This window comes from Fictibacillus norfolkensis, assembly GCF_014836645.1.
Classification (GTDB): Bacteria; Bacillota; Bacilli; order Bacillales; family Fictibacillaceae; genus Fictibacillus; species Fictibacillus norfolkensis.
Genome location: NZ_JACSQM010000010.1, coordinates 55,368 through 69,206, shown reverse-complemented (window position 1 = coordinate 69,206; position 13,839 = coordinate 55,368). Strand labels below are relative to the sequence as shown.

Below are 13,839 nucleotides of genomic sequence, written 5' to 3'. Positions count from 1 at the left end.
AAATTAAAAAGTAGACATAGGCGTAATTATATGTTACCTTAAAGTCACATATTAGAAATGTTACCTTTTAGTCACTTATTAAAGAGGCAGGTGTAGCAACAACTCAATGGTAAATGAAGAATTAGTAGAAGTGTTTAAAGCATTATCTCATCCCATCCGTATTGATATTCTAGATCATCTCAAAAGCCAGCCACTCACGACCGGTGAATTAAGTGAAAAATACGATGTGTCAAGGTATGCCATCATGAAGCATTTAGGCGTACTGGTTGACGCAAACCTTATTACAATCCGTCGCAAAGGTAGACTACGAGTAAATTATTTGAACGTTATTCCACTTCAAGTGCTATATAACAGGTGGGTTAGTAAATACGAAACACCACATGCGAATTCGTTGATTGCGATCAAAAATTTAGTAGAAGAAAGGAAAGATGTAAAAATGGAACAAACAAAAGAAATCAAGGTCGACTCGTTTCAAATCGAGCAAGAGATTGTGATACAAGCGAAAAAAGAAACAGTGTTCAAAGCATTAACAGAAGATATAAGCAGCTGGTGGCACTTTAGAGTAGGTGAAAAGGATTCCAAGTTAATCTTGGAGCCTAAACTTGCAGGACGTTTTTATGAAGATTGGGGAAATGGTGAGGGAGCTCTTTGGGGAAATGTTACGTACTACAAAAGAAACGAAGAGATTCGATTGAATGGTTTACTAGGGATGAGTGGGTCCGTAAATAGTTCATATTCTTACAAATTGATTGAAGACGGTGATCGGACTGTTCTGCAGCTTTCTCACCAAGCCGTTGGAATACTCGAACCACATTGGGAAGAAGCTCACCGCCACGGTTGGAACGAGCTACTTGCAGAAAATCTGAAAGAATTCGTTGAACAAAAATAGGAGAATCTTATGGTTGATGTTAGAACAGAGATATCTATTGAACGTCCGATAGACGTAGTCGCTCACTATGCTGCTGATCCAGATCATGCACCACTATGGTACGATAACATTAATTCAGTTGGATGGGTCACGGAAAAACCTCTGCAGATAGGTTCAAAAATGGCGTTTATCGCTTATTTCTTAGGACGAAAACTTGAATACGTATATGAAGTTACAGAATATGTTCCGGGTAAAAAGTTGGTGATGCGAACAGCAAATGGTCCTTTTCCGATGGAGACCACTTATACGTGGTACACGGAAAAGGAAGGTGTAACCAAAATGACACTCCGCAACAAAGGGGTTCCAGCTGGTTTTTCAAAAATAGTCACTCCTTTTATGTCATTTAGGATGAAAAAAGCAAACAAAAAAGATTTGTTAAAGATTAAACAGATACTCGAAAATGAAAGGCCGTGATGGTTCACGGTCTTTTTTTCTATAGATTTATAAAAAGTCCTACGTAGAATCATGTATAATGAAAGCGGTGACATACCAGTAATTTGTCGGGGGAGTGGATTTCAATGACAGAACAGAAAAAATTGGACAGCAAAGAAACAGAAAAAGGACTTCACACGGACTTTATCAATCAAATGACGTATGGTGAGTATCTGAACCTAGATAAGATCTTGTCAGGGCAGAACAGGCTATCCGGTCATCACGATGAAATGTTGTTTATCATTATCCACCAAGTATCAGAACTATGGATGAAGCTTATCCTTCACGAAACACGTTCAGCGATTTCTTCCATTAAAGACGGAAACCTTCATTCTGCGTTCAAGATGTTAGCACGTGTGTCTAAGATTCAATCTCAGATCATCGAATCATGGGATGTACTTTCAACCCTAACACCAGCAGAATATATGGAGTTTCGTGATAAGCTTGGACAAGCATCAGGCTTTCAATCGTATCAATATCGAATGATTGAATTTGCACTCGGTTATAAAACACCGCACATTTTAGAAATTTACAAAAAAGACGCAGACCTTCACGAACAGCTAACGGCTGCTCTTCATACACCAAGCTTGTACGATGTGTCCATTCAGGCGCTTGCAAAAGCGGGGCTTCAAATCGATGACGAAGTACTGAACCGTGATGTAACAAAACGTTATGAATATAACGCATCAGTAGAAGCAGCTTGGCTAGAAGTATACCGAAACGTTGAAAAGTATTGGGATCTGTATGAATTAGCAGAAAAGCTTGTAGATATTGAAGACTGGCTACAGCAGTGGCGATTCCGTCACATGAAAACAGTTGAACGTATCATCGGTTTCAAAGTAGGAACAGGTGGATCTTCAGGTGTGAACTATCTTAAAAAAGTATTAGATCAACGTTTCTTCCCAGAGCTTTGGGATCTGCGTACGAGTATTTAAGATTGGGATAAAAGAAAAAATTAAATATCAAACATTCAAATCGCAGCGTAATACGTTGCGGTTTTTTTCGTAACTGCTTGTTAATTGTTTTTATATTAGTTTATTCACCGCAGAGTCCATTTCTTTTTATCACGGAGTTGTTCGATATTAACAAACAATGTCCATTTTAGTAATTTCTAAAATAAGTCTCAAAACGTCTTTTTTACCTTTTTTATGAACATACTGATACGGACTATAAATAAGGTGGAAAAACAATGAACAATGCAGAATTACATAATTCACTTCAAATAAATGTGAAAAAAATTAAGGATAGTATTCAAAATAAGCAAAACTTGACCGTGAGAAAGGTGAGAGGGAATTCAAATGACTTAACAATTAATCTGTTATTTCTTGAAGGAATAGCCAAAACAGATAACATTCAAGAATATATTATAAAACCACTTAAATCATGTAGTATAACCTTGAATAAAGGTGAATCGCTTATAGATAAAATTGCTGTTGAAGTAATTGAAACAGCAAACGTAAATATAACCTCAACATTTGTTGAAATTATAGATTCTATTTTAAGTGGAAGTACAGTATTACTTATTGAAGGTCAGGATAGGGGAATCATTGCTAAAACGGCAATGTTAAAAGAGCGGAGTATAGAGAAAGCAACTAGCGAGCGTTCGCCAAGAGGACCAATGGTTGGGTTTACAGAAAAATTAGAAACCAATGTTAGTTTAATTCTTGGAATGATGAAAACACCATTTTTGTCTATCGAGTCTAAAGATATAGGGAATTATTCTAAAACAAAAGTATCTATGCTTTTTCTAAGAAATATCGTTGATGAAGATGTATTAGAAACAGTTCGTGATTTAATTGACAGAATCTCAGTAAATTACATACTTGAAGCAAGATTAATCACAGAAGAAATTGATGGGAAGTATTCTCTGTTTAATTTAAGTGATGAATCCGAACGCCCAGATGTCATAATATCTTCTTTATATGAAGGAAAAGTAATCATCTTCATTGACGGAAATCCTTATGGCATTATTTTACCTGGATTGTTTGTATCTTCGATCCAATCTCCTGACGAATACTATCAAAAGAATGGAAGATTTACTATTCGTCTCATTAGAATTTTTGCTTTTCTTATGTCAATTTATTTACCAGCTATTTATGTAGTTATGTCTAAATTTTATGCCGATGATTTACCTGGGAAAATATCAAAAACGCTGTTTAAAGGTGATGAACTGATCCCAACTTTTTGGAGTATGCTGCTACTTATAATACTTATAGTTATGTTAATAGACGCTACATTTAGAGTGCCTCAAAATGCTATTATTTTGATTTCTTTAGTTGCAACGATTGTTATTGGTGAAACAGCCGTGAGTGCAAAGCTTATACACCCAGCGAGTTTAATTACTATCGGAATTACTTTTTTAGCATCTTTTCTCATAATTAATAAAGGAATGCGAGCACCTATTTATACCTTACGTCTTTTGTTTTTATTTATTGGATATTTCTTTAGTTTCTTTGGTTTAGTAATTGCTACTACAATACTTATTCTTTATATGGCTTCTCTACGATCTGTGGGAGTTCCCTTTTTATCACCAATCATACCTTTTCGAATGGAAGAGTTTAAAGATACGTTTTATCGAGGCAGGTTAGCAAAGCTTAACAATATTCAACATGATTACCCTAATACTAATTCATAATAAAGCAGTAGCTATTGTCTTTTTATTAATTTAATTGTTATAATGCCTATAAATATTTAAAACTTTGGTCGTGGATTTTTAAAGATCTATTCTTTTTTCGCCACACAATTATCGTTTGATAATTGTGTGGTTTTTTTTTATGGAAATGATGAGGGGGATCATAATGAAAAGTTGGATTTATATAAGTTGTGTATTTCTAGGAGGTTGTAGTTTTGGTGTATTGTCTACGTTTGTAAAGCTTGCATATGAATCTGGATTTAATATGTCAGAAGTTACAGGAATTCAGTTTGTTATTGGTACGATTTTAATATGGATACTTGCATTATTTTTTAACAAAAAGAAACTAAGCTTAAATCAGATTATGAAATTGCTCATATGTGGTTTTCCGATGGGGTTAACTGGTATCTTCTACTACTATTCATTAGAAACACTAGATGCTTCACTAGCGATTTTGTTTTTATTTCAGTTTATATGGATAGGAGCATTGGTAGAATGGGTCATCTTAAAGCATAAACCTACCACTCAGAAAACTGTATCCATATTCATTGTGTTAATTGGATCGAGTCTTGCTGCAAGTCTATTCTCTTCAGGAGAGAAAACAATTGGTTTGGAAGGTACTGTTTGGGGTATTCTCGCGGCTTGTTCTTATTCTGTTTTTCTAGTTATAAGCAGTATGGTGGAAAAAGAAGTACCGGCTTTACAGAGAAGTGCAATTTTTTCAACTGGAGGTTTGTTGATCGTTGTATTAATTGTTAAACCATTCTCTTTAATGGATACAACGTCTTTATTTAACATTGCTCCATATGGAATCTTGTTAGGCTTATTTGGAGTTGTAATTCCACCTATATTATTTTCAATTGGAATGCCACATTTGGGTCCAGGGACAGGGTCAATATTAACAGCATCTGAGTTACCAGTGGCAATCTTACTTTCTTTGTTTGTCTTAAACGAAACGGTTGATTGGATACAATGGATGGGAGTTTTGATCATCTTATTAGGTATTGTATGGGGGAATGTTCCAATTAACTTTAGAACTAATGCTCTTAAACCGAAGTCGATTAAGTAACCTTAGATAATCGAAATTACTTCAAGTTAATATACTAAAAATGGCTTTTCCTATGAAGATATCTTTTTTAAGTGATATGAATATTGTTAAACAACAAATTATTTCAACGGGTGAACCAAAACGGTGCAAAGGGTATATGATAATATCTCTCTCTATAACCTGAAGAAAGAGGTGCATGTTTGAAGATATACTTTTGGTGTTTCTTGTTGATTTCCACGTACAACTTTCTGTGGATTGATATGAGCAATTTCCGTGAGTTGATGAATCTGATCATCACGGTGGTAGGCGTTTTAGGTATCTATGGATATGTTTACAAAAAAGAAATCTTTCGAAAGATCTTTTGGAAAATTTTCTTCGTATTTGACCTTCTCTACAGAATGGGTTTCATGTTATTGGTTTCACGAGAGAAATATCTACGGATTCATTCAAATGATGAATTCATATTTTCCTCATTGGTCGTTTTTATTTTTCTTTTTGTTTACTTCAGAACCCTTTATAAGTACGCATTTAAGGAAACTGGTAGATAATGAATAGAAGAGTACCACAAGTCGGGTACTCTTTTTATTTGTTTATTTTTAGACTTCTGTTTTAGATTTTGAGGCAAGAACCTATCCTTTTAAAACAAATTTATAATATCCAACCGTTAAGAACCATACCTATGTTTATGACAAAATGAAACACGATGGCAGGATATATACTATTTGTCTTTAAGACAATAAAAGCATAAAAAAGTCCTCCAAACGAAAACAGCAGACTCATGACAAGTGGAATTCCGATAGATAGATGTAACAGACCGAATCCGATACTAGTAATGAGGACAGCATAAAAGGTAGAGATGTATTCTTTTAGAGAAGACAACAATATTCCTCTCCAAAGTATTTCCTCTAGAACAGCATTAATCAGTGAAAAGAACAGTGCAAATATAAGAAGTGATCGCGTTAAGCTTGTGTTCTCTACAAATAAAAGAGGTAAAAAGATTGTCGTTGACCCAAGCATTCCAAACACTAAAAAGGTTAGAGTTTTTATCGTATGATGAGGAAATACGATCCGACCATTCCAGTTCGGCATCACTGTAAAAAGATTCACTTTTTGTTTAGTAAGTTTTAAAGAGATGCCTGCTCCTATGACTATAAATAAAAGTAAACTTCTATTTAAGATAATCTTTGTTTCTATGGAAAGTCCCCACTGGGCAATTAAGTCCATTCCTAAAATATACAAAGTCAACCCTAACGAAAAGAAGATGAATAGGGTTAGGGTGGAACGATATTTAGAGTTTGTTGTATAAAGTAGGAACAACGATAACACAGAAAACGCTCCCCAGGTGTACCACCTGTTTGAAAATAAGATAATGCTAAGAAAAAACAAACTTGAGTAAACGAATACTATGCCATAATTTCTAACAAGTTGTATAACTGATCTCTCCTTTATAAACGATCTTCAAACTTTTTAAAAAGTAGGGCAGTGTTGTGTCCACCAAAGCCAAGTGCATTACTAAGTGCTGCTTTTATCGTTGTTTTTCTGGCTTCATTTGGTACATAATCCAAATCGCATGCTTCATCAGGAGTATGTAGGTTGACAGTCGGCGGAATTATTCCCGTCTCAATAGCAAGAAGTGTAAAGATGGCTTCTACTGCACCCGCAGCACCCATCATGTGACCTGTCATAGATTTAGTGGAACTGATCGGGACGTCGTAAGCTCTTGTCTTTAAGAAGCTTTTTATAGCTTCTGTTTCAAATCTATCATTATAGGTGGTACTCGTACCGTGTGCGTTAATATACTCAATGTCTTCAAGCGTCAAACGGGATTCTGATAATGCACCATTCATCGCTCGAACTGCTCCCTCGCCGCCTGGAGCGGGGCTCGTAATATGATAAGCATCTGAAACAGTTGAGTAACCTACGATCTCACCATAAATCTTTGCTTGCCGACTCAATGCTGTATCAAGGGATTCTAACACGATACCACCTGCACCTTCTCCCATTACTAAGCCATCTCTGTTCTTATCAAAAGGTCTGCAAGCACCTTTAGGGTCAGGATTAGTGGATATAGCTCCCATGGCACAGAAAGCCCCGATTCCAAGGGGAGTCAGTGAGGCTTCTGAACCTCCAGCCACTATCACTTCTGCATCACCTCTCTGAATTGCTCGATATGCATCTCCTATCGCATTTGACCCGGAAGCACAGGATAATACGACACATGTATTAACGCCTTTAGCTCCGATTGCAATCGCGACTTGGCTCGCTGCCATATTTGAAATAACCGTTGTTGTAGAAAAGGGATAGAGATTTTGATAACCCCCGTTCTGCAGGTCTTTATAGGTATTTTCAAAACTTTCGATACCCCCAATCGCTGTGCCGAATGATACGCCAACTCGTTCTTCATGAACCGTTTTACCCGGTATCATGTTTGCATCTTGAATGGCCATGATAGAAGAAGCGACGGCGTATTCAGTGAACCGATCCATACGATGTCTTTCGTTAACCTGAATATAGTTTGAAAGCCTAAAATCTTTAACTTCTGCAGCTGTTTTTGCGGAAAAATTGGTTGAGTCAAAACGAGTAAGTTTACCGATGCCGGACTCTCCGTGAATTAGTTTATTCCAAGTCTCCTCAACCGAATTACCTAGGGGAGTAATGGCTCCCATGCCTGTCACTACAACTCTTCGCATATTATTATCACCTACTGAATTTTCCATTTATCTGTATATTTCTACATGTTTTTACAATCTTCCTTCCTATATTTAACATAATTAATTTTCTCTCATAAATATTAGTTGAATTTAAAATGGACACTAACAATTAAGAGTGAGGTCAATTGCAGTGCTTTTTTACGATTCTCTATGTTTATTAACTTTTTTTACTTCAAAAGAACACCCGTTAACTTACAGAGTTCAATCTTTATCTATATAGAGATAGTGCACATTCTCCAATTTCCTTAACAGATTCAATCAATGAATGAGGAGAAACGATTTTCATTTGATCACCAAACCCTATGATATAGGCGGCCGCTTCTTGTTTTGTATCAAACGTCAGTTTTACGGGTATCCATCCGTTTTCATTCGGTGAGCCAGTACTAACTACCTGAGCAAAGCGTCCGCTAAAAGATAACCGTTGAATAATCGAAGGTGATGCCTCAACATCTACCTCGAATACAGGTAAATTTTGAACAAATTGATGTTTGGATTCGGTCCAATAATCAGCCAGGTTAAAATTAGCTGGGCGGATGAATGCTTCGTTCAATAATTCCACAGATTTTATTCGAGATACTCTAAAATTCTTCATATCTTCGATGGATACCGCAATCAGGTACCACGTTCGTCCTTTTGCGACTAGCCCTAATGGTTCAACCGTTCTCTCTGATGTTTCCTTGTTAGCTTTTTCATATGTTATCTTTATTTTTCGTTCTTCCCAAATTGCTTGTTGTAGCAAACCAAGTGCAGTAGTCTCTTGAGTCGATTGTTTCCATGAATCGGTATCAATATAGATGCGGTTCCACAAGTGATCAGCGTGTGTTTGAAGTGTGTTTGGCAGAGCGGCTAACAGTTTGTGCCGGGCTTCTTTCCAATCTTTTGTATAGCCGAGATCACTTAACAGCTGAAAAGAAGGGGAAAGAAACAACGTTTTTAGCTCGCTGTCTTTTAATCCAGTCAATCTCGTTCTGTATTGATCAACGAGCCGCCATCCACCATGTTTGCCACGTTCGGCTAGTACTGGAATTCCTGCGGCACTTAACGCTTCCATGTCACGATGTATGGTTCGTTCTGTGACTTCTAATTCTTTTGCCAAAGCTTTTGTTGTCATTTTTTCATGATTTTGAAGCAGCAATAAGATGCTGATTAAACGGTCTGCTCTCAAATATCCACTCCTATTTTTATATATGACATAAGGTGTCAACTTTAAAGGTTAAGCTAAAGATATATCAATTAAGGAGTGGATGCAAATGAAACCGTTAGATGGAAAAGTTGCACTTGTAGCTGGAGGGACACGTGGCGCTGGACGCGGAATTGCAATGGAGTTGGGAGCGGCAGGAGCAACCGTTTATATTACAGGTAGAACAACACGCAAGGAAGCTTCAGAATACAACCGACCAGAAACCATTGAGGAAACGGCAGAATTGGTAAACGAACTAGGTGGTATTGGGATCCCTGTTCAAGTTGATCATCTTGTGGCAGAACAAGTACAAGCCTTAGTGAAACGCATTGAAAAGGAACAAGGTAGATTAGATATTCTAGTGAACGATATTTGGGGAGGGGAGAATTTCATTGAATGGAGTACTCCTGTGTGGGAACATTCACTTGAAAAAGGGCTACGCATGCTTCGTCTCGCTGTTGATACACACCTCATAACAAGTCACTACGCGCTTCCATTGTTAATTAAAAACGAAGGCGGACTAGTGATTGAAATGACCGATGGGACCAAAGAATATAATGATAACAATTACAGAGTGTCGATGTTTTACGATTTAGCCAAAACGTCTGTTAACCGGATGGCCAAAGCATTGTCGCATGAACTTTCACCTTATAAATGTACAGCTGTTTCCCTATCACCAGGCTGGATGCGCTCAGAGATTATGCTTGAAGTGTTTGGTGTAACAGAAGAAAGTTGGCGGGACGGGATTGAGAAAGATCCGCATTTTGCAATATCTGAAACACCGCGTTTTGTTGGAAGAGCCGTAGCGGCATTAGCGATGGATGAGAACCGGCATGAACTAAACGGACAATCTTTTTCAAGTGGAGAACTCGCTAAAAAATATGACTTCGTTGATATCGATGGCTCACAGCCAGATTGTTTCCGATATTTGGTTGAAGTCATCGAGGCAGGAAAGCCAGCTAATGTTGAGGGGTATAAGTAAAAGAAAGTGAGCTTTTCTTACTGAAGGTGAACTGAGCATAATTAAGCAAACTGCATAGATACATGTGCGTTAATTCGAGAAGGATTAACGCTTTTTTATATGGAACTTATTAAACATACAAGCAATATGGTTAAAGAAAATAAGAGGTGGTTTGAATATGGGTAACGATAATGAAAACATTCCAGTGTGGGCTTATGAAAAAATTGAGGTAAAAAAACCAGATTCTAACTGGAAGGAAAAAGCAATCTACTTTCAGCATTTGGTGTTATCCAGGTAGAACATATTGGAAGTACTTCTATACCTAACTTGCCCGCAAAACCAATTATCGATGTAATGGCTACGATTTCTTCATTGGAGTTTATCAATAGTATTGCGGAAAAGCTAAACGCACACGATTGGCATTATGTACCTCCAGAATTAGACAAGCAGCCTTGGCGAAGATTCTTTGTGAAAGTGGAACACGACAAACGAGTAGCACATTTACATCTAATGTTAGAAGGAGAAGAACGATGGGATCAATTACTTACATTCAGAGATAAGTTAAGAATTAACTCACACCTTGTGAATGAATACGCTACTTTAAAAAGTCATTTAGCACAAGAATATAATAATGACCGTGAAAGATATACAGAAGGGAAAACAGAATTTATTAATAAGGTATTAAACAACTATTTATCCTAACCGTTATATAGGGGCGTTAATCCGAAGTGGATTAACGCCTTTTTTTGCATTTATATAGCATGATCGAAAAGGAACTGTGATAGGTGTACAAGCACTTTCAGTTGAATTTCATAGAATATCATAATCGAAGGTATACCTTCGGGAACTAAGGGGGGATTAGTTATGGGTTGGATTGGAAATAATTCAGGTCATCATTCTTGTGGGTGTAACAAGCCTGTGGAACGTCAACATCGTGAATGTGGATGTCACCACCGCGTTGAACGTCACCACCATGAATGTGGCTGTCACAAAAAAGTGAAACTTCGTCAGACTGAAGGTCAGTTAAGAAGAGAAATGTGCAGCAGATGCAATTGGGCTAAATACCGAAACGACAGCGCTTGGAGAAAGCTCTGTAGAAACAGGGTAGAAAGTGTTCGAATGGTTTCAGAAGCTCCAAACTGTGCATTACGCAATCGATTAGACAATGGAACTGCTCAGTAGTAGCGAAGATTTTAAAAAGACAACGAACAAACACTGAAGAAACAAAAAAGGACCTTTTCACTAAGGTCCTTTTTTTGTTGCAGAAGATTATTTGCTATTTTTGCTATGATCACGAATTTCTCTTTCAATGAGAAACACAGACAGTTCGAACGCTTCTATACGTCTTTGCGCTAAGGTGATCTGAGATTTATACCGATTTGGATTTTCTTTCCCTTCTAGTGTTTTAACGGTTTCTTTTAGTTTGTGAATCGTTGAGTCTAGTTGACGTTTGGCTTCGACTAAGTTGTCCAATATAATCTCCATTCTAATACATCTCCTTATTGAGCTTAATGAGTGGAAATTTAAATAGTGAATTAATCAATTATAGTCAATCAAGCGAGAAAGTTTTAACTGGAAAATAAAGAGTTGCCTAATGATTCATCCTATACTGTAACGGCGTGCAGCCTATAACATTCACAAAATTTCGGTGAAACTGACTAGGATTGTTAAATCCAACTTCATAGCTGATATCTAAAAGTGATCGAGTAGTTGTTGTGAGTAATTCTTTACTTCGCTCGATCCTCGTTCGTATAAGATATTGATGAGGAGAGAGATGCGTATAGTTTTTAAAGCTTCGCATAAAGTGATATTTACTTTGGTTCGCGATCATTGCGAGCGTATCTACAGAAATGGTTTCATGATAGTTTGTATGAATATAGTCGAGTACATGAGTCATGTAATGGCCCTTGCTCTGGTGTTTCATAGCTGTTGAATGACTTCCTCTAAAAATGGACGTAAAAAAATGAAATGCCTCGTTCTCTATATCTTTCTTACAAGTATCTTCATGACTTTGAAAGAGATATCGATCAAACCACTGTTTCACTTGTTTTTTGATAACATTTGGAGAGATTGTTTGCTTCTCTATAAAAGTGATCTCTTCTGTTAAATTTACATTGTTCCAAGCGTTTAGTGATTGACGGTCTAATCCGATCAAAAACATAGAAGATGGAACATTATCAAACTGATGAGCGTGAAGGGATAGAGGATTCGTGACGATTGCCTCTCCTTCTTTCAGTGCTAATGTTGTTTGGTTCAGGTCTGTAAACATCTCTCCTGTAAGCGGCACAGAGATTTGATAAACATCTTCATGGTAATGAGGTTGGTCTCCCCAATTCGAGCCTTCGATGTATAGAATCTTGATATGATCGAGCTTAAGATGAAATCCCAACGACTCCACATCCTTCCATCTTCTATACTATCAAAAGTTGCGGTGAGATTGAGCACGATATGCAATGAATTCGATTCTTCACTTATCCATAATGAAGGATAGAGGAGGGATTCACATGAGTTTTAAGTCAAGGTGTTATCTTGTATATGGCTTTGCACCAGCAGAGGCAAGAGCGATTGAGGCGAATCGATCATTAAACAATTGGATAAGTAATCAAGAGTTCGGTAAGATCATCTACCATGAGCATTTTGCGACTAAGCCACTTGGTGGGTTTGCGGTATTTGAAGTGAATGAACAGAAAGAACTGGATGCACTTCGTAGTGAGCCGCTATCTGAAACGTCGCATCTATACGGATGGACGTTAAGTTATCATCCTCTCACGCACAGTACGAATACAGACAAGTTTATCTACCAAACGCAATACACGTTATCATCTTACCGTGATGTAAAGATGGAATATCAGTTAGATAGCGAATAGAAAGAATCGAGCTTGTTGTGACTTACAGCAAGTTCGGTTTTTTCGTTATGTACGAATTATAATCCTTGTCGATCCCAAACGATTATCATCTATAATAAGGGTACAACTACATTAGGGGGCTACTCCATGTATACGGAAGATCGAGTTGTATTGAACGTAGAGCAATTTAATAATAATGACGTATCAAAATTAATAGAACTTTCTTCATCTGTTGGATGGGACTATGATGATTACGAAATAAAAATGATTCTGTCATCAGGAAAAATTTATGGACATAAAAACCCTGAAGGTAAAATCGTTTCAAGTGCTGCAATCATTCCCTACGATACAAATCTAGCCTCAATCGGTATGGTCATCGTACATTCAGATTTCAGAGGGCTCGGATTAGGAAAAGAAGTGACTCAGCAATGTATGGCTAGCGTCTCTAAAGAGACATCCATCATGCTAATCTCAACGGATGAAGGGAAACCGTTATATGAAAGCTTAGGCTTTAGAACGGTTGATGTTGTACATAAGTTTTTGTGTGAAAATTTTATCTGCGATTCGCTTAAAGATAATAATAAATTTACATTAGACACCTACAAAGTAGAGGATTTTCACCAATTGATTAAATTAGACTCAGCTGCCTTTGGTGATCAGAGAAGCAAATTTTTGTACAATCGAATTGAACAATCGAAACAATGTATCGTTGTAAAAGATCAGAACAGCCAGATTATTGGTTTTGGTCTATCTGTACAAGGCCCTATAAACCTAATAGTAGGACCGATTGTAGCGCCGGACTTTAATACAGCCACTTCTATCATGAAAGAATTAGCTACCAACCATCATGGAAATCTTAGGATTGATGTGCCATCAGGTCATCATGATTTCATGACTTTCTTACATACATGTGGTTATAATAAAGTTAATGAGCCTCCAATAATGATGAAGAATTCAAGCGCAATGCCAAACAGGAACCAAAAATTATATGCAATCGCTGCACAAGTTTTCGGATAAAAAAACAATAGCAAGCGAAAAGACTAACAGGCAAACAAGTGGAGCATTTCTTCAAGAAGGAGAAGTGCTCTTTTTATTGAAGTT

General features: G+C 37.1%; 14 protein-coding genes and 1 pseudogene. 10 read left to right on the top strand and 5 right to left on the bottom strand.

Annotated elements, in window-relative coordinates; translation table 11 throughout:
* Positions 1 to 106 precede the first annotated feature (106 nt).
* From H9648_RS17805 to H9648_RS17785, 5 genes are all read left to right on the top strand, one after another.
* Positions 107 to 889, top strand: coding sequence for a metalloregulator ArsR/SmtB family transcription factor (locus H9648_RS17805; protein WP_191755142.1), 783 nt, complete (start codon positions 107 to 109; stop codon positions 887 to 889).
* Between the two features lie 9 nt (positions 890 to 898).
* Complete coding sequence (locus H9648_RS17800) at positions 899 to 1,342, top strand: SRPBCC family protein (protein ID WP_191755141.1); 444 nt, start codon at positions 899 to 901, stop codon at positions 1,340 to 1,342.
* 104 nt (positions 1,343 to 1,446) lie between these two features.
* Positions 1,447 to 2,295: a tryptophan 2,3-dioxygenase gene (gene kynA, locus H9648_RS17795; RefSeq protein WP_191755140.1), complete on the top strand. Its 849-nt coding sequence runs from the start codon at positions 1,447 to 1,449 to the stop codon at positions 2,293 to 2,295.
* A gap of 254 nt (positions 2,296 to 2,549) precedes the next feature.
* Entirely contained in the window at positions 2,550 to 3,995 is a 1,446-nt protein-coding gene (locus H9648_RS17790) for a spore germination protein (RefSeq protein WP_191755139.1), read from the top strand.
* A 163-nt stretch (positions 3,996 to 4,158) separates the two neighbouring features.
* Positions 4,159 to 5,061 (top strand): EamA family transporter, encoded by a 903-nt coding sequence (locus H9648_RS17785; RefSeq protein ID WP_191755138.1) that lies wholly within the window; start codon positions 4,159 to 4,161, stop codon positions 5,059 to 5,061.
* Between the two features lie 627 nt (positions 5,062 to 5,688).
* Here the strand turns inward: H9648_RS17785 and H9648_RS17780 are convergent.
* The 3 genes from H9648_RS17780 to H9648_RS17770 all read right to left on the bottom strand — a co-directional run bounded on the left by H9648_RS17780 (position 5,689) and on the right by H9648_RS17770 (position 8,916).
* Positions 5,689 to 6,366: a CPBP family intramembrane glutamic endopeptidase gene (locus H9648_RS17780; RefSeq protein WP_318243558.1), complete on the bottom strand. Its 678-nt coding sequence runs from the start codon at positions 6,364 to 6,366 to the stop codon at positions 5,689 to 5,691.
* 119 nt (positions 6,367 to 6,485) lie between these two features.
* Positions 6,486 to 7,730, bottom strand: a complete 1,245-nt coding sequence (gene fabF / locus H9648_RS17775; RefSeq protein WP_191755137.1) for a beta-ketoacyl-ACP synthase II — start codon at positions 7,728 to 7,730, stop codon at positions 6,486 to 6,488.
* 229 nt (positions 7,731 to 7,959) lie between these two features.
* Positions 7,960 to 8,916 carry a helix-turn-helix transcriptional regulator gene (locus H9648_RS17770; protein ID WP_191755136.1) on the bottom strand — a complete coding sequence of 319 codons (957 nt, stop codon included), beginning with the start codon at positions 8,914 to 8,916 and terminating at the stop codon, positions 7,960 to 7,962.
* Between the two features lie 85 nt (positions 8,917 to 9,001).
* Here H9648_RS17770 and H9648_RS17765 point away from each other — a divergent pair, with 85 nt between their 5' ends.
* The 3 genes and pseudogenes from H9648_RS17765 to H9648_RS17755 all read left to right on the top strand — a co-directional run bounded on the left by H9648_RS17765 (position 9,002) and on the right by H9648_RS17755 (position 11,074).
* Entirely contained in the window at positions 9,002 to 9,913 is a 912-nt protein-coding gene (locus H9648_RS17765; RefSeq protein ID WP_191755135.1) for an SDR family oxidoreductase, read from the top strand.
* A gap of 157 nt (positions 9,914 to 10,070) precedes the next feature.
* Positions 10,071 to 10,594 (top strand): annotated as a pseudogene (locus tag H9648_RS17760) (GrpB family protein).
* A gap of 162 nt (positions 10,595 to 10,756) precedes the next feature.
* On the top strand, positions 10,757 to 11,074 hold the full coding sequence (locus H9648_RS17755) for a hypothetical protein (RefSeq protein ID WP_191755134.1): 318 nt from the start codon (positions 10,757 to 10,759) through the stop codon (positions 11,072 to 11,074).
* Positions 11,075 to 11,161: 87 nt separating this feature from the next.
* On the opposite strand, the gene H9648_RS17750 is transcribed toward H9648_RS17755, so the two are convergent.
* Together H9648_RS17750 and H9648_RS17745 are read right to left on the bottom strand one after the other, a co-directional pair.
* Entirely contained in the window at positions 11,162 to 11,377 is a 216-nt protein-coding gene (locus H9648_RS17750) for a hypothetical protein (protein ID WP_191755133.1), read from the bottom strand.
* A gap of 106 nt (positions 11,378 to 11,483) precedes the next feature.
* Positions 11,484 to 12,281, bottom strand: coding sequence for a helix-turn-helix domain-containing protein (locus tag H9648_RS17745; RefSeq protein ID WP_191755132.1), 798 nt, complete (start codon positions 12,279 to 12,281; stop codon positions 11,484 to 11,486).
* A gap of 115 nt (positions 12,282 to 12,396) precedes the next feature.
* Here H9648_RS17745 and H9648_RS17740 point away from each other — a divergent pair, with 115 nt between their 5' ends.
* Both H9648_RS17740 and H9648_RS17735 read left to right on the top strand, forming a co-directional pair.
* Positions 12,397 to 12,759, top strand: a complete 363-nt coding sequence (locus H9648_RS17740; RefSeq protein ID WP_191755131.1) for a hypothetical protein — start codon at positions 12,397 to 12,399, stop codon at positions 12,757 to 12,759.
* Between the two features lie 126 nt (positions 12,760 to 12,885).
* A complete protein-coding gene (locus H9648_RS17735; protein WP_191755130.1) occupies positions 12,886 to 13,755 on the top strand; it encodes a GNAT family N-acetyltransferase in 870 nt (289 codons plus the stop codon).
* Positions 13,756 to 13,839 lie beyond the last annotated feature (84 nt).